At 58.1% G+C, this 19,182-nt stretch carries 17 protein-coding genes and 1 riboswitch; of the genes, 7 read left to right on the top strand and 10 right to left on the bottom strand.

Features of this window, described 5'->3' with window-relative positions:
* Positions 1-10: 10 nt before the first annotated feature.
* A riboswitch (TPP riboswitch) is annotated at positions 11-102 on the bottom strand.
* 34 nt (positions 103-136) lie between these two features.
* On the bottom strand, positions 137-1,282 hold the full coding sequence (locus ACNA0J_RS06495) for a YbfB/YjiJ family MFS transporter (RefSeq protein WP_415817586.1): 1,146 nt from the start codon (positions 1,280-1,282) through the stop codon (positions 137-139).
* A gap of 83 nt (positions 1,283-1,365) precedes the next feature.
* Between ACNA0J_RS06495 and ACNA0J_RS06490 the strand changes: the two genes are divergently transcribed.
* Complete coding sequence (locus tag ACNA0J_RS06490) at positions 1,366-1,563, top strand: hypothetical protein (RefSeq protein WP_415817584.1); 198 nt, start codon at positions 1,366-1,368, stop codon at positions 1,561-1,563.
* Between the two features lie 75 nt (positions 1,564-1,638).
* On the top strand, positions 1,639-2,421 hold the full coding sequence (locus ACNA0J_RS06485; protein ID WP_415817582.1) for a GntR family transcriptional regulator: 783 nt from the start codon (positions 1,639-1,641) through the stop codon (positions 2,419-2,421).
* A 34-nt stretch (positions 2,422-2,455) separates the two neighbouring features.
* On the opposite strand, the gene ACNA0J_RS06480 is transcribed toward ACNA0J_RS06485, so the two are convergent.
* The 4 genes from ACNA0J_RS06480 to ACNA0J_RS06465 are packed head-to-tail and all read right to left on the bottom strand — an operon-like array spanning position 2,456 to position 8,284.
* Positions 2,456-3,796: an amidase gene (locus ACNA0J_RS06480; RefSeq protein ID WP_415817580.1), complete on the bottom strand. Its 1,341-nt coding sequence runs from the start codon at positions 3,794-3,796 to the stop codon at positions 2,456-2,458.
* A gap of 39 nt (positions 3,797-3,835) precedes the next feature.
* Positions 3,836-5,290, bottom strand: a complete 1,455-nt coding sequence (locus ACNA0J_RS06475) for a DHA2 family efflux MFS transporter permease subunit (protein ID WP_415817578.1) — start codon at positions 5,288-5,290, stop codon at positions 3,836-3,838.
* Positions 5,291-5,302: 12 nt separating this feature from the next.
* Positions 5,303-6,643 carry an amidase gene (locus tag ACNA0J_RS06470; protein ID WP_415817576.1) on the bottom strand — a complete coding sequence of 447 codons (1,341 nt, stop codon included), beginning with the start codon at positions 6,641-6,643 and terminating at the stop codon, positions 5,303-5,305.
* A 12-nt stretch (positions 6,644-6,655) separates the two neighbouring features.
* Positions 6,656-8,284 carry an ABC transporter substrate-binding protein gene (locus ACNA0J_RS06465; protein WP_415817574.1) on the bottom strand — a complete coding sequence of 543 codons (1,629 nt, stop codon included), beginning with the start codon at positions 8,282-8,284 and terminating at the stop codon, positions 6,656-6,658.
* A 336-nt stretch (positions 8,285-8,620) separates the two neighbouring features.
* Here ACNA0J_RS06465 and ACNA0J_RS06460 point away from each other — a divergent pair, with 336 nt between their 5' ends.
* The 4 genes from ACNA0J_RS06460 to ACNA0J_RS06445 are packed head-to-tail and all read left to right on the top strand — an operon-like array spanning position 8,621 to position 12,499.
* On the top strand, positions 8,621-9,667 hold the full coding sequence (locus ACNA0J_RS06460; protein WP_415817762.1) for an ABC transporter ATP-binding protein: 1,047 nt from the start codon (positions 8,621-8,623) through the stop codon (positions 9,665-9,667).
* Entirely contained in the window at positions 9,664-10,635 is a 972-nt protein-coding gene (locus ACNA0J_RS06455) for an ABC transporter ATP-binding protein (RefSeq protein ID WP_415817572.1), read from the top strand. The genes ACNA0J_RS06460 and ACNA0J_RS06455 overlap by 4 nt, the downstream gene beginning before the upstream one ends.
* Positions 10,636-10,643: 8 nt before the next feature.
* Positions 10,644-11,597, top strand: a complete 954-nt coding sequence (locus ACNA0J_RS06450; protein WP_415817570.1) for an ABC transporter permease — start codon at positions 10,644-10,646, stop codon at positions 11,595-11,597.
* Positions 11,594-12,499: an ABC transporter permease gene (locus tag ACNA0J_RS06445; RefSeq protein ID WP_415817568.1), complete on the top strand. Its 906-nt coding sequence runs from the start codon at positions 11,594-11,596 to the stop codon at positions 12,497-12,499. The genes ACNA0J_RS06450 and ACNA0J_RS06445 overlap by 4 nt, the downstream gene beginning before the upstream one ends.
* Before the next feature lie 11 nt (positions 12,500-12,510).
* Here the strand turns inward: ACNA0J_RS06445 and ACNA0J_RS06440 are convergent, their stop codons facing one another.
* Positions 12,511-13,578, bottom strand: coding sequence for a LacI family DNA-binding transcriptional regulator (locus tag ACNA0J_RS06440; RefSeq protein WP_415817566.1), 1,068 nt, complete (start codon positions 13,576-13,578; stop codon positions 12,511-12,513).
* A 137-nt stretch (positions 13,579-13,715) separates the two neighbouring features.
* Here ACNA0J_RS06440 and ACNA0J_RS06435 point away from each other — a divergent pair, with 137 nt between their 5' ends.
* Positions 13,716-14,621 (top strand): dihydrodipicolinate synthase family protein, encoded by a 906-nt coding sequence (locus tag ACNA0J_RS06435; RefSeq protein ID WP_415817564.1) that lies wholly within the window; start codon positions 13,716-13,718, stop codon positions 14,619-14,621.
* A gap of 68 nt (positions 14,622-14,689) precedes the next feature.
* Here the strand turns inward: ACNA0J_RS06435 and efeO (ACNA0J_RS06430) are convergent, their stop codons facing one another.
* The 4 genes from efeO (ACNA0J_RS06430) to efeU are packed head-to-tail and all read right to left on the bottom strand — an operon-like array spanning position 14,690 to position 18,892.
* Complete coding sequence (gene efeO / locus ACNA0J_RS06430; protein WP_415817562.1) at positions 14,690-15,517, bottom strand: iron uptake system protein EfeO; 828 nt, start codon at positions 15,515-15,517, stop codon at positions 14,690-14,692.
* 40 nt (positions 15,518-15,557) lie between these two features.
* Positions 15,558-16,853: an iron uptake transporter deferrochelatase/peroxidase subunit gene (gene efeB / locus ACNA0J_RS06425; protein ID WP_415817560.1), complete on the bottom strand. Its 1,296-nt coding sequence runs from the start codon at positions 16,851-16,853 to the stop codon at positions 15,558-15,560.
* A 23-nt stretch (positions 16,854-16,876) separates the two neighbouring features.
* A complete protein-coding gene (gene efeO / locus ACNA0J_RS06420; protein WP_415817558.1) occupies positions 16,877-18,034 on the bottom strand; it encodes an iron uptake system protein EfeO in 1,158 nt (385 codons plus the stop codon).
* 24 nt (positions 18,035-18,058) lie between these two features.
* Positions 18,059-18,892: an iron uptake transporter permease EfeU gene (efeU, locus tag ACNA0J_RS06415; protein ID WP_415817556.1), complete on the bottom strand. Its 834-nt coding sequence runs from the start codon at positions 18,890-18,892 to the stop codon at positions 18,059-18,061.
* Positions 18,893-19,182 lie beyond the last annotated feature (290 nt).

Genomic DNA, 19,182 nt, shown 5'->3' with positions numbered 1-19,182 from the left:
CATGCGGCCCTGTCAAGGTCAATGCTCTTCTTACGCCGGTATAAACCGGGTCAAGTTCGCGGGTCTGAATCTCAGCACTGGCGTGCACCCCGGAGCAAGGAGTATGTTAACCCGCAATGACCGCCCTGCAGAACCGCTACAGCCGAAAGCACAGCAACGCCCCCACGATCAAGGCCGCCCCTGCCGCGAAAAGCGAGCTGGAAAAACTCTGGCTAGACGCATACAAGCGTTCAGCCAACGCGGGCCCCAGTATCTGGCCTACGCCATAGACCAGCGTCATCGCCGCGAGCAGGTTCCTGCCCGTCGCGCGGGCGACACGTTGTGCAGCAGGCATGGCTATGGTTACAGTTCCCATAAAGGTGCCACCCACCAGCAGCGCGCTCAGCAGATAGCTGGCGGCAGATTGCGACACAGCCGGCAAAGCGACGCCCATAGCCTGCAGCACCAGATTGGCAAGCAATGCGTCTCTCGTACCGATGCGCTGGTGCAGTTTGTGCCAAAGGAAACAGGAAGGCGCCGCGCCCAGGCCGAATACGGCCCACACATGCGCAGCGTCCAGAGTGGGCAACGCCGTTTTGACCAGTAAAGGCAGATACGTCGCCGTCACGATGTACCCCAACCCTGCCAAACCGTACATGCAGATCAGAGGCCATGCCGCAACAGTCGCAGCATCGTCAGTCCCTGGAGCGGTATCGGAGGTTGAAATAGGAGCGGCCGAACGTATTCCTGGCACGGCCACCAAACCAAGCGCCAATGTCACAACCCCCAGCAATAGCCACATGCCCTGGCTCTGGAGTCCCGCATGCGCTCCCAATACCAATATTTCCGAGGACAAGGCGATGCCAACGCCTACCCCCGCATACAACAGCGGCGCGCCCTTGCCATGGCCCCTGTGCTCTAACAGCCACAATGACGCGGCGACCATGGAAAGCGCGCTGAATATGCCTGCAATTCCTCTTGTCACAACGATGGCGCTGGTGGAATCGAGAAAGGCTAATAACGCCAGGCACATCGCAGTACCGGCGGCGGACCAGATACACAGACGATGCGCATTGTGGGCCCGCATCCGCACGGCAAGCACCGCACCAAGCAGATATCCCGCGTAGTTGGCCGAAGCCGCCCAACTGCCGCCTTGCATGCTGACCACGCCCTCCTCCACCATGTGTGGATAGATGGCAGTAAATGCGAAACGTCCAAATCCCATCCCGACGGCCAGAATCAACGCAGCTTCGATCGCAGAACGCAGTTGGGAATGGCGAGAAGGTGTCACCGCGAGTTCCATGTCCGGCTCTCTTTTATTCTCAAATCAAGAACAGGTTTTTATTTTATTCCTTATTTAAGAATAAATCATCCGGATTGTTCTCCATGAGAGAACCATCACTTTATTCCCGATTGAACGTCGCCAACTCTCGTAGCAAACTCGCCTCGAGTTGCCGTGCGGCGCGTCCCAATCCGCGATTCAACGGCCACACGATATCGAGCGACAAAGCCACGCCACTGCATGCTGGCCGCCATGCGTTCAGCGCTATCGATTGCCGTCAACGCAAACCATCAACCGTATAATTCATTGAAGTCTGCGGTGACCTTGTTTCCGGTAACACCGCTCTTCGTATCCCGGTTTCTTTATTTCTGCGCAATATGGACAAAACCCCTGCAGTCGACCTGACCGAACACAGGCAACCCACAGCGTCCGATGCGCCACTCTACAAAAAAGTCGTTTCTATTCTGCGCAATGAAATCGTACGAGGGGAGTTTCCGGTAGGCAGCCTGCTACCTACGGAAATCGAGCTTTGCGCGCGCTTTAACATCAGCCGGCACACCGTGCGCGAAGCATTGCGCGAATTGCGTGCACAGGGTTTGGTGACATCGAGACGCGGTTCTGGCACCACGGTCATACCACCGAGCGAAGCCCCCCATACCTACGTCCACCAGAGCGGATCGTTTGACGAGCTTTCTCAGTATGTTGGACACCGCTGGGATATTCTGAGCAGCGAAATGGTAACGCTGGACGACGCGTTGGCTGAGCGCATAGACAGCGATTGTGACACCCGATGGGTACGCATTCATGCACTGCGTTATCAACAAGACGATACCGCGCCGCCCTGCTGGACCGAAGTCTATCTGCATTCGGACTATGCCCAGGCCGCACGCTTGATAGGCAAGCAGCAGCGTGCCATGTATGAATTAATCCAGGATCTCTACGGCATTCACATCAATGAGGCCACGCAAACCATACGCGGCATCGAGGCCCCTGATCACGTAGCTAAGGCCCTGAAGCTGAAGAAACGCTCAGTCGTGATCGAGGTAGAACGCATCTATCGCCTGGCCGATGGCAAGGTCATCGAGGTTTCCTACAATCTTTACCCGGTTACGCAGTTTCAATTTTCCATAAAGCTGCGACGCGCGCCTGCCTCCCTGTGAATGCCGTGGACGGCACGGCGCACCCGTGCCGTAGCTAGCGCAATAACGGCGCGCGCAGCAGATGAAAGTCCGTACGCTGTTGATAGGCAACGCCAGCCTGCAATAACATGGGCTCATTCCACCACGCCGCCTCGAGTTGCAAGCCAATAGGCATACCCGCGGCGGTCAATCCGCATGGAACTGATAAACCCGGAATGGATGCTAGCGCACCAGCATAGGTGTTGCGTGTCGAGGCTTTGGTCGCCTCGAGCAATGAGGCGCCATCGTCGATTACCGGCGCCGTCCAAGGCGCGGTGGGCGACAGCAGTATATCCACGTCGGCAAACAACGCCGCCAATGTGCGACGCCACACCAGTCGAAAGCTAGCTGCCTCTGCATACTGCACACCGGTAACACGCAAACCATTACTCATGCGCTCCACAACAGAAGCCGTGATGGTCTCGGGCTGCTTCGTCAAACGCTCATGGAACACGCTGCACACATCCGAGAAAACCATATTGGTATGGTGCACATGTGCCTGCGAAGCCAACGGCACATCCACATCAACCAACGTTGCTCCGCAGGCTTCTAACTGCTTGGCGGCGGCCATCACTGCCTCTCCGACGCCCGGTTCCAGGCCATCAAAGTAGTGCTGTCGCGGAATACCGATGCGCCTCCCCGCAATGCCTGCATTCAGATGTGGCAAAAAATTCCCTACGGGATGATCTACCGTCGTCGGATCGAGTGGATCGTAACCGGCAATCACCGCGAAGATCCGTGCAACATCACTCACACGCCGGGCAATTGGCCCGACAGTATCGTTATGCTCACTGACAGGGACCACCCCGCGAATCGGCACACGGCCGTGCGTCGGCCGCAACCCCGATACACCGTTATAGCAAGCGGGCAGTCGCACAGACCCTCCGGTATCCGTCCCAAGCGATCCTGTGCAAAACTCAGCCGCGACACCAGCGGCAGAGCCTCCGCTGGACCCGCCGGGAATGCGATCCACATTCCACGGGTTGCGACATTGCCCGCCCGTTGCACTGAACGATCTGGATCCGAAAGCGAGTTCAGCCATATTCGCTTTGCCCACAATAACGGCACCAGCCCGCCGCAATCGCTCAACAACAGGGGCATCGGCCGTCGGCACATTATCGGCCAAGAACGCCGCTCCCGCTGTCGTGTTTACACCAGCAGTATCGATGTTATCTTTTACGGAGATCGTCATCCCATGCAGCAACCCCAGACTTTCTCCGGCTGCTTGCGCGCGATCGGCTCGATCCGCATCGGCTCTTGCCGAATCCGGCATCATGCGCGTCATAATGCAGAGCGAGGGATTGAGCTGCTCTGCCCGGGCCAACTGTACTTCGGTACTTTCGCGATAGGTGCTCATCAAGGTTCCTTAAGTCAGTTTCTATAGATCGAAAGACATTCAAAGCGTCGCGCGTGTGCGCTGACGCGTCCACAACAGCAGCGCAATCGCGGTTGCGCACAAGAAAAAAAGCACAGCGATCGCCATGCGGCAGCCGCTGGTAAACGCATGGACCTCGCTCTGAGAGACCATGGACAGCCGTCCTGCATAGGCGGCCTTTTGACTGGCGCGCGACAGCGGCGCGGTGGCGATGCTCAACGCCAGTGCCGTGCCAACCACATATCCGGTGTTCTGCAATGCAGAGCGCATACCATTGGCAATCCCTCGCCGAGCCGGCCGCACGCTTTGTATGATGCCGCTATTGTTTGGCGTCAAGAACAAACCGTTTCCTATCCCCACACATAGCAAGGCGGGAGCAATCCATGCATAGGGTTCTGTCCAGCCAATCACGAGAAACAACATCAACAGTCCCGTGGCGGTAAATCCCAGCCCCCACAAACATAGAGAGAAGTTCGAATGTCTCCCTATCAATCGCCCGGCAACAGGCGACGCCAACATCATTCCTATGGGTGTCGGTGCGACGGCCAACCCGGCAGACATTGCGTCAAAACCGTGCACAGCCTGCAAAAACAAAGACACCAACAGAATGGTGGAAACATGCGCCATGGAGATCAGCATGACGCAGACGTAGGCCACGCTGCGGGTCGACTCTGCGAGCAGGCTCAGATCCACTAACGGATCCTCGTTACGGCGCTGGCTGATGACAAAGGCAACCATCCCCAAGACTCCCACCGCCGCCGCCGCCAACACATGCGGATCGGACCAGCCGTTGGGCCCTCCCATCGATATCGCGTATACCAGGCCTGCCATTCCTATCATGGACAGCGCCGCCCCCACGGAGTCAAAGCGCTCGCTGCTTGAAAAGGAGACATGACGCAGCGTTCGCCATGCCCACGCGAGGGCCACGAGGCCCAACGGAAGATTGAGCAGGAAAATGGCCCGCCACCCCAGAGAGTTGACAATCAAACCGCCGATGACAGGCCCCATACTCTGCGCCGCGGCCGATATGGTGGCGTTGATGCCCAGCCCCAGTGCCAGGCGCCGCACCGGAAATGCGTCAGCCAAGAGCGCGGTGGTATTCGTGATGACGGCGGCCGCGCCCACAGCCTGTACACACCGGAACACCAGCAGCATTTCGGCGCTTTGCGCCCACCCACAACCTGCGCTCCCCAGTACTAACGTCCCCAAACCCGCCATGTAGAGGCGTTTACGCCCAAACAAATCAGCAAGACGGCCGAAGACCAGGATCAACACGGTGGTCAGCAGCATATAGCTGAGCAGAATCCAACTTGCCTGCGTCGCCGACGCGTTCAAGTCATCGGCGACCCGGGGCAAAGCAACATTCAAGGTGCTCGCATTGATAAAGCACAGCATCACTCCCAGTGTAGTGACCGACAGAACCCGCCATCCGTAGCGTTCCGAGGCAATGGGGTCCGTCTCAGACAGAATGCTCACGACAACAACACCTCAACGGTTGGCCACCACTGCGCCAGGGCGGCGCATATGATGATCGGTGGCCTCCTGGTAACGTGCTCCAAGAGCCAGCACACGAGCATCATGCCAACGTGGCCCAATCAGTTGCATCGCCGCCGGCAGACCATTTGACGCAAAGCCTACCGGCACGGAGAGTGCCGGCGTCCCCGCCAAGGACCACGCATAGGTAAAGCGGGAAATGCCTCGTGTAGTTTCGATCATGCGCACGGAATTGCTGGCCAGTGGCGCAGTGACTGGACACGTCGGCGTCAAAATGACGTCGACTTCCTGAAAGGTTTGGTCGATACGGCGCAACCAACGCTCTTTGAACCGCATATGGTGCGCATACTGCTGGCTGGTAACCGCCTCGCCTTGACGCAGTCGTTCCAGCACGTCCGGACCGAAGCGTTCCGGCGCGTCGCGTAAGCGCGCCTCATGCACTGCCGCGGCATCGGCATGCACCATGGGCATCAAGGCGGCCTGTGCTTGCGGCGCCTCGGGCAGTTCAATGGTTCGAATCGAGGCGCCTAGGTCGCGCAGCACGTCGACCGCGCTTCGCACCAAACGCAGAACATCCGGATCAATATCGGCAAAACACCAGGACTCAGGCACACCGATCCGCAGGCCAGAAACACCACGGAGATAGAGATTGGTCCAACTTTCAACGGCATGCGGCAAGCAGCAGTCATCCCCGGCATCATGGCCAGCAATGATCTCGTGAACACGCGCCACATCCGCTACCGTCCGCGCCAGCGGGCCAATCGTGTCATAGGCTGCACTGACCGGATAACAACCTGTGTTGGGAACCGCCCCGTGCGTCGGCCGCAGTCCCGCGACACCGTTGAGCGCGGCAGGAATACGGATAGAGCCGCCCGTATCGGTCCCTAGCGATACCTCGCACATACCCGCCGCGACGGATGATCCCGATCCACCACTGGAACCGCCTGGAATCGCCTCTGGATGCCAAGGATTGCGAGCCAGTCCATGATGCGGATTCTGCGTCGTGCCGCCAAAGGCAAACTCGTGCAGATTCGCTTTGCCCACCATCACGCAACCCGCCTCACGCAGGCGTGTCGTCACAGGCGCATCAACGGTGGGTACATGGTCCGCATAGAATGCAGAACCCATCGTAGTAAGCAAACCTGCCGTGTCGATGTTGTCTTTGAGGCTGACCACAAGCCCGACGGAGGGGCCGTGCCCACGCGCCGCTGCTGCTTCGGCTTTTTGGGCCTCATCCACGGCGACGGGATTTATCGAGATGATCGCCTTGAGTGCGCCGTTCTGCTGCTCAATAGCAGCCAGACAATCTTCAGTACGAGAAACAAGCGTCGTCATGTCTGCATCCAATCAGGCAATGGAAATGGGAGAAAGATCCTGGAACCAGGACTGCGCCTGGACGAACCCCTGGACATTCGGCGCGAGCGCGCGCGGGTTCAAGTCATGCGCGGCAAACAGGAAAAGCGCCCGGTCCACAACTTGCCCATGGATACTGGCAAGCAACGCATCCTGCTTGGTGAGATCGGTCTCTTGTTGAGCCGCAGTAAATTGCTTGTCGAGTTCGGGGTCGCTGAATCGGCTCCAATTCACACCGGCGGGCGCGGCCATGTTGGTCTGCAGAATACGGGCGAAAGCACGGAACGGATCGAAAGGCCCTTGCGAAATATTCAGTGCCGTGCAGCCACGGCTCGTCGGAGAGCCCGCGCCCGCCTTCCAGGCCTCGATCAAGGCTTGCCATTCGAAGACCTCGAACTGCACCTCGATTCCCACCTCGCGTAGATTCTGCTGGATGAACTCGTTCATGGGCAATGGCTGCATCTGGCCTGAGCCACTGCTGGAAATGGCGACCTTGGTACGCAACGGTTTGTCGGGCCCGTATCCCGCTTCGGCCAGCAGCTTGCGCGCCTGCTCGGGGTTGTATTCCAATTTGAATGTGGGCTGTCCATACCAAGGATGGCGGGGAGGAACGATCCCTGCCCCCTCCAGCATCAGGCCACCCAGCAATGCTTTCAAGCCGGCCCGGTCAATCGCCAGATTGGCGGCCTTGCGCACGCGCTCGTCACGCCACGGAGAATCAGGGGTCTGCGACAGGAACCACATCCAATTGTGTGGATAGATATTGGTCACGACCTGAAAGCCATTGGCTTTCAACATGCCGACCATATCAGGCGAGGGAGCTTCAATGAAGTCGACTTGACCAGACTGTAAAGCCGCCACGCGGGTATTTGCGTCAGGGATGGGCAGCAATACCAGACGCTGACAGTGCGGGACGCGCGCCTTGTCCCAATAGACGTCGTTGCGCGTCATCGAGCAGCGTTCGGCGGGCTCGAAAGTCTCCAGTTTCCAAGGACCCGTTCCTACCGCCTTGGACATATAGGCGTTCCAATCTTTGCCAGCGGCCTCCCAGGCGCCTTTGTGCACGATACCGAGCCAGGTCAATGAGTAAGGCAGCGCGCCATCAACGACCGCTGTCTCAATCCAGAACGAATACTTTCCATCAGCCCCCCACGCAGCAATATTGGGAATCTGCGGCAGCATCTGGCTGAAGGCACGCTGATCGAACCATGGTGCATCACGCTTGAACGTGCGATCAAAACTGAACACCACATCATCGGCTGTCAGCTCATGACCGTCGTGAAATTTGACGCCTTGGCGGATTTCGAACAGCCACCGCTTGCGATTTTCCGGATCATTGCGCCACGAGGAGGCCAAGCAAGGACGCAGCACGGCAGGTCTGTCGGCACTGGACAAATCCCATGACACCAGTTGGTCATACAGCGTCAGCCCCATGAAACGCAGGCCCTCGCCGCCTTGATCAGGAGCTCCGTTGGAGTTAGGCACGGCCCCCACTGTCATCCCGACACGCAATGTGCCAGATGGAGTCTGTGCGCGGGCCAGTTCGCCGCGCAGAAACGTGACAGCGAACGCGGTGGCGGCCATGCCACCCATGACTTGACGTCGGCGTAGATTGATCGACATGCGGAAGATTCCTGGCTAAAGACAAGGCAGAAGAGGATCGGGCGGCGACTCGATTTACCCGAGTTAATGTGCAGTCATCATAAAATGTGTCCGTACTTATTTACAATAAAAATATTATTTTTTTGTGCGTTGCACATACATGGTGCCGATCGCACGAACATAGGGATTTTCCGCACCAATACAGGGAAAATAACCATATCAAGGGTTTACTCTGACAAAATAAACTCAACACTTGCTGCGCTGCGACGTAATATATGTACGTACTTATTTTTTAAAAATAGGGAAATCATGACGTATGCCACGCCAGTCACCGCGAAACCTAAAACCGACGGTGCTTTGGAAGCCCTGCCCGATGTCGGCGGACCCGCGCAACCCTTGTTGTCGGTCCGCGGACTAGTCAAACACTTTCCTCTGCATGGGATACGTGGTGCACAAAGGCAGGTCGTACGAGCCGTGGACGACATCAGTTTTGATGTGCTCAAGAACGAGACCCTAGGCATCGTAGGCGAGTCGGGTTGCGGCAAATCCACGACGTCACGGCTGATCATGTCGCTCATGAACCCGACTGCAGGTGAACTCGTTTTCGATGGACAAACGATTGGCCCGGGCGGCGGGCTGTCACTCAAGGAATATCGCCGCCAAGTCCAGATGGTTTTCCAAGATAGCTACGCCTCGTTGAATCCCAGGCTAACCATCGAAGACTCCATTGCTTTCGCGCCGCAAGTGCACGGCATGCGCCGTCGCCCCGCAATTGAACGCGCACACGAACTCCTGCACGCGGTTGGCCTGGAGCCAGCACTGTACGCACGTCGATTCCCCCATGAGCTATCAGGAGGACAACGGCAACGCGTGAACATCGCACGCGCGCTCGCGCTGCGGCCACGGCTGATCATTCTGGACGAACCTGTATCCGCCTTGGACAAATCCGTAGAGGCCCAGGTATTGAACCTGCTGGTCGGCTTGAAGGCCCAATTTGGGTTGACCTATATGTTCATCAGTCATGATTTGAACGTCGTACAGTACCTCGCCGACCGGGTTCTGGTGATGTATCTGGGCAAACTGGCGGAAATCGGGCCGGTGGACTCCATCTATAACCATCCCGCCCATCCTTATACGTCGGCGCTGCTGTCAAGCCGTCCGTCCATGGACCCCGACCGCCGCCGCACTGCGCCGCCACTGACGGGCGATCCTCCCAATCCTATCAACCCGCCTTCCGGCTGCCGTTTTCGCACGCGTTGCGTCAACGCCCAACCCATGTGCGCCGAACACGTGCCGCCGCTCGTCAATGTCGGCACGCCATTGCATCAGGTTGCGTGCCTGCGAGTGGATCCGGCCAACAATGACGGCATGTCCAGCCGTTTACTGAGTGCGAAAGCAGCATGAACGAACCGCTAGTACAGGCACGCGACCTACAAATCGCTTTTCACACGCCAGACGGCGTCACCAATGCAGTCAATGGCATCAGCTTTGATCTGAACGCCGGCGACACACTGTGCATCCTGGGCGAGTCCGGTTCGGGAAAATCCGTCACGCTGCGCGCGCTGATGCGGCTGAACCCCGCCCGCAGCACTCGCATGAGCGGCACCTTGCTCCTGAATGGACACGACATCATTGCCGCCGACGAAGCGCGCATGAATAACCTGCGCGGCGGATCGGTAGCCATGATTTTTCAAGAACCCATGAGTGCGTTTGATCCCGTATTCACGGTCGGCGATCAGATCGCGGAAAGCGTAGTACGGCATCAGGCGGTCTCCTGGCGCACGGCACGCGCACGCGCCCTGGAGTTGCTGGAACTGGTGCAAATACCATCCGCGGCTCGCCGCCTCGATGCCTATCCTCACGAGCTGTCTGGAGGTCTGCGCCAGCGAGCCATGATCGCCATGGCACTGGCCTGCCGGCCCAAACTGCTCCTGGCGGATGAACCCACTACGGCATTGGATGCCACCGTGCAAATCCAAATCTTGCTATTGCTGCGCAAACTGCAGGAGGAACTGGGGATGGCAATCATCTTCGTCACGCACGATCTGGGCGTCGCCAGCGAGATATCGCGCCGTATTGCCGTGATGTATGCGGGCCGTATTGTCGAGCAGGGCGACGTCAAGCAAGTCATGAGCACCCCTCTACATCCCTATACGCAAGGCTTAATGGGAGCCACGGTACACCCTGGATTACGAGGCCAGCGTCTGACCGTCATCCCCGGCGCCCCACCTCCGCTACACGCACTGCCGCCAGGCTGCTCTTTTGCGCCCCGCTGCAGTCAGGCCGTGGACACTTGCCACATCGCTGTCCCGGATATGCAAGTACCCGCGCCCGGTCACATGGCACGCTGCGTACACGTCAGCACACACTGAGGCCACTCATGCTGCTATACATCATCCGACGCGTTGCTTACGCCATTCCCATTGCCGTCACCGTGGGATTGGTGTGCTTCATGCTTGCTCACATTGCTCCTGGCGATCCCGTCAATGCCATTGTCTCGCCAGACGCGCCGCAAGAGGTCGTCGATCAGATTCGCGAAGAATACGGACTGGATCGCCCGTTACCCGTGCAATTCGGTTTGTGGCTGTCGCGAGTCGTCCAAGGCGATCTCGGCACATCGCTGGCCAATGGGCGCCCTGTATCCGTCGATCTATTCAAGGCTTTCATCAATACGTTGCGCCTGTCACTGGTGGCGGCATTGATAGGATTTGCGCTAGGCACCCTATTGGGTACGATATGCGCGGTCTGGCGCGGCACCTGGCTGGACAAAGCCTTGTCCGCCGTGGCTGCTACCGGCGTATCCGTGCCGCACTATTGGCTGGGAATGCTGTTAGTGGTGATCTTCAGCGTGAAGCTGATGTGGCTGCCGTCGATGGGAGCGGGCGGAGCAGGCTCACAAAACTGGGTATGGGACTGGGCACATTTGAAATTCATGGTTCTGCCCGCACTGACATTGGCGATCATACCCATGGGTATTGTCACCCGCACAGTACGAGGTGTCGTGGTCGACGTATTGTCGCAAGACTTCACCACGACACTGCGCGGCAAAGGTCTGCGCCGTGGACGCATTGCCATACACGTTCTCAAAAATGCCGCGCCCGCAGTCGCCGCCATCATGGCGTTGCAGCTGGGTTATTTGATGGGCGGCTCGATTCTGGTCGAAACCGTATTCTCGTGGCCAGGGACAGGATTTCTGCTTAACCGCGCCATCTTCCAACGCGACATTCCCGTCCTGCAGGGAACCATACTGATCCTGGCGCTGGTATTCGTAGCCCTCAATCTCGCCGTAGACATCATTCAGACCACACTCGACCCGAGGATTCGACGCGCATGAGCACACTCGAGATTTCCCCCTCGCCCCCCATCGCGTCCGCCCCGGCACTCGCCGTCGTGCGCGGGCAGAGCTATTGGCGGGGCGTGGCCAAACGCCTGCGGCGCGATCCTATATCGATGCTATGCGGCGGCGTACTGCTTTTGATCTTGCTGGCAATCATATTCGCCCCCTTGATCGCGCCGCACGATCCTTTTCAGGGCAGTATGGCTCAGCGGTTGAAACCCATCGGAACACCTGGCCATCTGCTTGGCACGGATGAATTGGGCCGTGACATGCTGACCCGCCTGCTCTATGGCGGACAACTATCCTGGTTTCTGGGCATTACGCCTGTGCTACTAGCCTGCATGATCGGCTCCGCGCTCGGAATTCTGGCCGGCTACGCAGGCGGCTGGGTCAACATGGCCATCATGCGCACCACCGATGTGTTCTATGCCTTTCCGTCGGTCCTTCTGGCAGTGGCAATCAGTGGCGCGCTGGGCCCTGGCCTGTTCAATGCCATGCTGTCGTTGACGCTCGTGTTCATCCCGCAAATCATACGAGTGGCGGAAACCACCACGACCGCCGTGCGAAACAATGACTATATCGAGGCCGCGCGCGCCAGCGGAGCCAGCGCGTTCACCATCATGCGCGTACATGTGCTGCCGAACGTCACGGGTCCCATCTTCACCTATGCCACAAGCCTGATCAGCGTCGCCATGATTCTGGCGTCGGGCCTGTCCTTTCTGGGACTAGGGACTCGTCCGCCCGAAGCGGAATGGGGCTTGATGTTAAATACGCTACGATCGGCGATTTACACTCAACCTGTCATCACCCTGCTGCCTGGGCTGTGTATTTGTGTCACCAGCCTCTGTTTCAACATACTCAGCGATGGCTTGCGGACGGCGATGGAGGTCCGCCGCTGAAGACCGCTCGCTCACGCACTCGCCCGCCTCGCCATCTCGAACCCAATATCGTGAACGCGAGCTGAAGCCGACTCCCCCGCCGCCCGTTCCAGAATAAGCTGTGCGGCGAGCTGGCCCATTCTTCTGCCATCGATACGCACGGTCGTGAGCGCTGGACTCGTATAAGGCGAAGTCACTTGGTCCCCGAACCCCACCACCGCCAAGCGGTCGGGCACAACAATATTTCGCTCCTTGGCTTCAATCAGCGCCCCCAGCGCTAGCGCATCCGTGCTGCACCAAAGCCCATCTATATCGCCCCCTTTTGCCAGCAAGTCGACAAATGCGCGGCGCCCATCGCCAAAATGCGCAGGTGCCGCGATCTCAACCACGGGCAGATCAGCCTCGACACGAATAGCCCCTCGTGCGATCAAGCGATTCACGAATCCTGCTCGGCGCCGACGCGCTCTAGGGTCATTACCCGAAATCAACGCGGGTGCCTTGCTGCCCCGATCGATCAGCAAATCGGCGACGGCCGCACCGACAGTCTCATGCGAAAACCCGATCAGCATGTCGACCGGCGTATCCGTCAGATCCCACGTCTCGACCACCGGAATCCCCGACGAGGCGAGCCGTTGTCTAGCCAATTCAGATTGCACGACACGCGTCAACACAATGCCGTCAGGACCGCGGCTGATCAGGTTCTCCAACAGTTCAATTTCATCGGCATCATCAAAGCCGCTCTCGCCCAGCATCAACTGATAGCCCTTGGCGGCCAGCGCTTGCGTCAACGCATGTATCGTTTCCTGGAACACGGGCGACGCAATGGTGGGCACAAGAGCAGCGACCAACTTGCTGCGTCCAGAGGCCAAGCTGCCTGCCAGCCGATTCGGCACATATCGCACCTGAGCAATAGCAGCGCGCACATGCTCCAGTGTTGCAGGCGGCACCGATTCAGGACTGTTGAGGACGCGCGAGACGGTCTGAGCGGACACGCCCGCAACTCGAGCGACATCGGCCAACGTGGCACGCCCGGCGCCACGTCGAGTGCGTCGAGGTGGCGCCAGGATATCCGGATCGGAGAATGTCGGAGGCTGACTCATGGCGGGAAGATAGCACGGTTGCAGAATGAGTCACGGCGAATCACCGAGGGATAACCCTAACATCATTCCGACAAATGTTAGCGCTAATATTAGCGCTAACATTCAAACTCACCAAGCCAGCAATACAGGAACCCACGATGTCTCAAACGTTCAGCGGCCTATTTGTCGTCGCGCAAACCCCATTCACCGATGATGGCTCCCTGGATCTCGAGAGCGTCGACACGCTATGCGATTTCTATATCAAGCATGGTGCCGCGGGACTCACCGTACTCGGTGTCGCGGGCGAGGCGGCCAAGCTGTCGATGGAAGAATCGCTCGCGACCGTACGCCGCTACGTGACACGCGCGCAGGGCAAACCCGTGATCGCGGGCGTCAGCAATCCCAGCGTTGCACAATTGGCGACGCTGACTAAAGACGTTGTGGAGGCAGGTGCCTATGGCGTGATGATCGCACCAGCAACGGGGCTGAAGACCGAAGAAGATATTTTCAGCTATTTCAACGCCGTGTTCTCGCGCATCGGCGATGTACCGACGGTGCTGCAGGACTTTCCTTTTTCCACGGGGGTCTGGCTATCTGTGCCGACCATTGCCCGCCTCGTTGAACGCCATCCACAAATCCAGGCGATCAAGGAAGAAGACATCCCGAGCGCAGCCAAGATCACCCGCATGCGTGCCGCCCTGCCCCGCCATGTACCGATCCTGACCGGCAACAACGGCGTATTCCTGCTGCAAGAACTAGCGCACGGTATTGAAGGGCCGATGGCCGGGTTCTCTTATCCAGAAATGCTGTCTGGCGTGCACAAGCTGTATAGCGCGGGAAAGGTCCAAGAAGCGCATGACCTCTTTGACACCTACCTGCCCCTGTTGAACTTTGAAAACCAATCGCAATGGGGCGTAGCCGTGCGCAAAGAAGTGCTCAAGCGCCGCGGCGCGATACGCTCTGCCACGATGCGTGCACCGGGTCCGGTGTTAACGGCGGCTGATCTGAAAGACATAGATCTGCTGGTCAGCCGTGTTGAAAAGGCCGTGGCTGCAAGGAAATAAGGTGGTACTGCCTCGGCATCAATCTGCCGAGGCAACACCACCCCTTGCAAGCACTGCGGTCTATCGCCTCAATCCAGGCCCAGCATCCCACGCATTTGCGAAAGATCCTCTGCCAACGTATTGACGCGGCCGGCGAGGACCTTTCGATCGCGGTCGGTCAGCTTCTCATACGACTGAAAACCACCTTCGGCTGTCTTGTACTTGGCCAGCGTATCAAATACGGTCTTGAAGTTGCCGTCGGTCTTCTCGACAAAGGCTTTGTCTTCGCGCTCTACCAAGGGGCGCAGCAATTCAAAGATGTGATACGACCCTTCGAAGTTGGCCTGAAAGTCCCACAGATCAGTGTGGCTATAGCGGTCTTCTTCGCCCGAGATCTTGGTGGCGGCGACCTCTTCCATCAGCACGGCAGCACCGCCCACGACTTTCTCCGGCGGGAAGGTCAACTGCGACAAGCGCTTTTGCAGCTCCAGGACATCAGCCATCAACTTGTCCGCTACGTCGCGAACCTTGTCGGTGTTCTTTTCTTCCCACAGTGCATATTCGATGCGGTGAAAACCGATGAAGCCTGGGTCCTTCTCGGCTCTCTCATGGTCATCGGCACGTGAGTCGATCGACGCATCCAAATCGCTGAACAGCTCTGCCACCGGCTCGATACGCTCGTAGCTCATCCGCGTAGGCGCAAATAGCGCACGGGCCTCGTCGATCTTGCCGGCTTTGACGGCATCGGTGAACTTGCGAACGTCCTCGACAAATTTGTCGATGTTTTCGTTCACGTAAAGCTTGTACTCGGCTACCGGCCCGACCAATTCCAGCGGCGCCACGGCAGCATGGGCTTGCATCGTCATCGCGCCGGCAAAAATCGCTGCGGCGAGCAGACGGTTGCGGGAAAACGGCATGAGATCTCCTTGTGTGATGTAAACAATGGCCAACGACGAACTAGGCAGCGCTCAGAAGCGTGCGTCCGAGCCAATCCTGTTTGTCGCGCATCCCTGGAAGCGTGTAGAAAAACCCACCGCCAATCGGCTTGATGTATTCCTCTAACGGCTCTCCATCCAGTCGTTTCTGAACAGTGATAAAGCCTTTTTCCAGGTTGGACTGATAACAGATGAAAAGCAGCCCCATCTCGAGCTGGCCCGACTTGGTCACGCCATTCGAGTAATTGAAGGGACGGCGCAGAATCAAATTTTTCTCAGACCCTTTAGTGCGGGGATTGGCTAAGCGGATATGTGAATCCAGCGGCGTTTTCTTGCCTTCTGGATCCTTGGTGAAATCGGGGACGTCGTGCTCGGTCTTGCCGCCATCCAGTGGCGCACCGCTGTCGCGCTGACGGCCGAAGATGGCTTCTTGTTCCTGTAGCGGTGTGCGGTCCCAACGCTCGACGAAGTTCCGAATAATCCGTACCGCCTGATAACTGCCACCATGCGCCCAGGCCGGTTCGCCCTCGTCATCCGGCCCCACCCACACGATCTGGCTCATCGCCGCATTGTCATTGGCATTGGGATTGGCCGACCCATCACGGAAACCCAGGAAATTCCTGGCGCTTTCCGCCGGAACGCCGGGTTTTTCCGGCACGGGCGGCACGGTGCCTTCTTGCTTCCAGAGCAGGATCAACAAATCCGGGAACTGCTTGATGATGTCTCGCAGTGCATGAATATTGGTATCGGGCGTATTCGAGCAAAACTGAATCGATAGATCGCCATGACACAACGCAGCATCCAGTGCATCGTTCGAATGCGCGCTCATGCGTTGCAGATGCCGCGGCTTGCGATCCTGCAAACCAAAGCGGTCATCAAACAACGATTCGCCGACAGACACGGTAACCGTCAAGCCGTCCGGCTGTACATGTGGCCCCATGATCCCGGAGTCCGCGGGCGGCAAGCGAGGATCCAGCTTGGGCACGTCGCCACCTTGCGTCAAAAACGCAATGCGTTCAGAAAGTCCACGCAGCAGACGTTCCAGTTCCTTGCGGTCGGTAGCGATGACATCAAATGATGCCAACATCCCCGCTGATGGCCGTGGCGTCACGATGCCGGCTTGGTGTTCTCCCCAGCAACTGACATGCTCATCTGTACGCAAGCTGTGCGGCGCATCAGTGACCTGGCTGTCGGCAGGCGGCGTTTGCGCATGGACGGGCAATGCGCCAAGGCCTGCCAGGGACGCTGCGCCCTTTAGCCAATGACGGCGCGATAGCGAACCCGACGGCCCGCGGGAATCTGAATGACTGCCTGACATGATGAAAACCTGTACAAATAAAGTTAGTCCAGTCCGAGCTTGGCGTTGATCTGCTCCAGCGTCGCGGCAGCGTGCCTCAGCGCCTGGGTCAATGCCTCTCTGGTACTGTCGTCCTGCTTTTGCTGATAAGCGCTCAGCTGCGACTCGACTGCGGCAAACGCGCTATCGACTTGCTCTTGCAACGCTGCGTCCGCCTTGGTCACCAGCGGGGCCAGCAACTGTGCGATCCCCTTGGCGCCGGCGATACTGCCCTGCAGATAATTGACGGCAACCGCTGCCGGCAACGATTGCGCATCGTTGGCAAATCGGTCAGCCGAACGCTGCATCAAACGCGACGCACCGATGGCCAGACGCGGCGGCTCGATGTTCAGCGCGCGCACACGTTCACGCAACGTGTCTGCATCTGCAATCAAGCCATCCACGACGGGTTGCGCTTGATCAAGTTTGTTTGCGCGATACAACTCACGCTCCAAACGGAACAGCCCCACAAAAGCGCTGTCGTCCTCACGCTTTTCCAGATATTCCGGACGTACGTTCAGGCGCGCGTCCAGATCGGAGAACAGATCCGACATAGGCTCTAGCCGTGCATAGGCCTGATGAGCCTGCAGGTACGCTTGGCGAGCCTGGTCCAGATTGCCTGCCTTGACGGCTGCGTCCAGTGCTTTCAGCGCCTTTTGCAAGGCGGCGGCCTGGGTCAACAGCGTCACACGGTACTCAGCCAGCGGGCCTATATAGGCGACCAAGGACGGCTTCGCAGCTTCGGCATCAGAAGCGGCCGACGGCGTCACCGTCAGCGTGCCGCGCGGATTGCTCAGCAGACCGCAGGTGATCTCGAATTTGCCCGGCTGCAACTTCACCTTCATGGTTTGCGAGAAACCAGGCGCGATGTTCTCGCGCTCCTCGACCACCATGACGCCGTCCAGGATTTCCCACTCCAGGATCCGCTTGGAAGCATTCGTAATCACGAACGTGGTCCGTCCGGCCGGCACCGTAATATCGTTCGGCTCGCAAACATCATCACGGATGGTGACCTTGACGGCGTTGGCATCAGCCTGCGTCGCGGGGCGTTTCGCCGTCGAGGCCCACCAGAACGTGGCCAGGCCGGCTACGGCCAGCACAGCAGACGCCAGAACGGCGACCCATATCAGAGGAGAGCGCTTTTTTTGTGGTGAGGATGACATCGTAAATAAGGTGCTAGCCCAGAATCAGGAAGAAGTTTTCGGCTGAGAAAAGACTTGGGGCCTAGGCCGCAGAAAGAAATAGAGACTCACCGCCAGGAAAACGAGATACACGACGACCTCGCCCGTCACCGGTGCCGACTGATAGCCGAACATGCCCGACAGTACTGCGCCCACGGGACTATCCATCGGCAGAACATGATCGATGTCAAACACGACATGCTGGAAATGATTCCACACGCCTGCCTCGTGGAACTTGCGCAGCACGCCGGCCAATAGCCCCGCGGAGACCAGCAAAATGAACACGCCTGTAATGCGGAAAAACCGGCGCAAGTTCAAACGCAGGCCACCACTGTAGATGCCATAACCGATCACGACTGCGCAGAGCAATCCCAGCACCGCCCCCAATGGCGCATGCCAACCAGCGCTCTGCTGAAAGATCGCAAGCAGAAAGAACACAGACTCCAGCCCCTCGCGAGCCACAGCAAGAAACACCACGCCGATCAGCGCCCATTCGCGACGTTTGCCACCAGCCAGCGCCGAACGCACAGACTCCTGTAGATCACCCTGCACCGAGGGGCCTGCTTTGCGCATCCAGAACACCATGGACGTCAGCATCACGACGGCGATCAAACCGACCACGCCTTCGAAGAACTCCTGCTCTTTCTGAGGGAACTCGGCCATCGCGATTTGCAGTCCTGCGCCAACAAAAAAAGAAAGGGCAACTGCCAACAGCACGCCGATCACGACGCCGGGCATCATCGAAGAAGAACCGCTGCGTTTAAGGTAGCTGGCAACAATGCCAACAATCAGCGCGGCCTCGATCCCTTCCCGAAGCATGATCAGAAATGGCACTAACATTAACAACCGTCCAAGAGCAGAATGAGAATAAGAAGCTATTTATTTTACAAACCAAAGCGCGAAGCATATACGAAGTCCACAGACCTGTTAGGGCTGCTTTTTTGATTCAGGACTACGTAAGTAAAAAGCCCTTCTAATGAAGGGTTAAGAGAGTAAATTTCGCCGTATTTTTTCGAGTTTTACGATGGCGTTTTTTAGGCCGGCTGCAGACTCGATATCTGCACTCGTCCAGAGTGATAGAGACCCTCAACTGCGCGAAAATTCGGCAGCCGGCGACTCAAAGCAAACTG

The sequence above is a fragment of the Bordetella tumbae genome, from assembly GCF_965139195.1.
In the GTDB taxonomy this organism is placed as follows: Bacteria; Pseudomonadota; Gammaproteobacteria; order Burkholderiales; family Burkholderiaceae_B; genus Bordetella_A; species Bordetella_A tumbae.
This window is presented reverse-complemented; position numbering and strand designations above follow the sequence as displayed.